Raw genomic sequence first — 566 nt, 5'->3', positions numbered from 1 at the left:
GTGGAAGAGGACGGGGTTGCGGAGGTTGCGGTACCAGTAGTCGGGGGTGAGGTGGGTGCCGTCGAGGGGGGTGGCGGTGACGGTGGAGTGGAAGGTGATGGGGCTGTTGCGGGGGGTGATGGGGGCGAGTGCGGTGTGGAGTTGGGTGTGGATGGTTTCGACTTCGGGGGTGTGGGAGGCGTAGTCGACGGGGATGCGGCGGACGCGGGTGCCTTGTTGTTCGAGGTGGGTGAGGAGGGTTTCGAGGCTGGGTGTGGGGCCGGCGATGACGGTGGTGGTGGGGCCGTTGTGGGCGGCGATGGTGAGGTCGGGGTGGTGTTGGAGGTGGTGGTGGAGGGTGGTGGCGGGGAGGGCGATGGAGGCCATGGCGCCGTTGCCGGCGAGGTGGTGGGCGATGAGTTGGCTGCGGAGGGCGACGATGCGGGCGGCGTCGTCGAGGGTGAGGATGTCGGCGACGGTGGCGGCGGCTATTTCTCCTTGGGAGTGGCCGATGACGGCGTCGGGGTGGATGCCGTGGGCGCGCCAGGTGTGGGCGAGGGAGACCATGACGGCCCAGAGGGCGGGTT

General features: G+C 69.6%; 1 protein-coding gene. It reads right to left on the bottom strand.

What is annotated here, in order from left to right; translation table 11 throughout:
* On the bottom strand, positions 1–566 hold a 566-nt coding region (locus ABEB07_RS38695), incomplete at both ends, for an acyltransferase domain-containing protein (protein WP_345672725.1).

This window comes from Streptomyces similanensis, from assembly GCF_039543625.1.
GTDB classification, from domain to species: domain Bacteria; phylum Actinomycetota; class Actinomycetes; order Streptomycetales; family Streptomycetaceae; genus Streptomyces; species Streptomyces similanensis.
The sequence above is the reverse complement of the archived record's forward strand: the minus strand, read 5'-3'. Positions and strand labels throughout refer to the sequence as shown.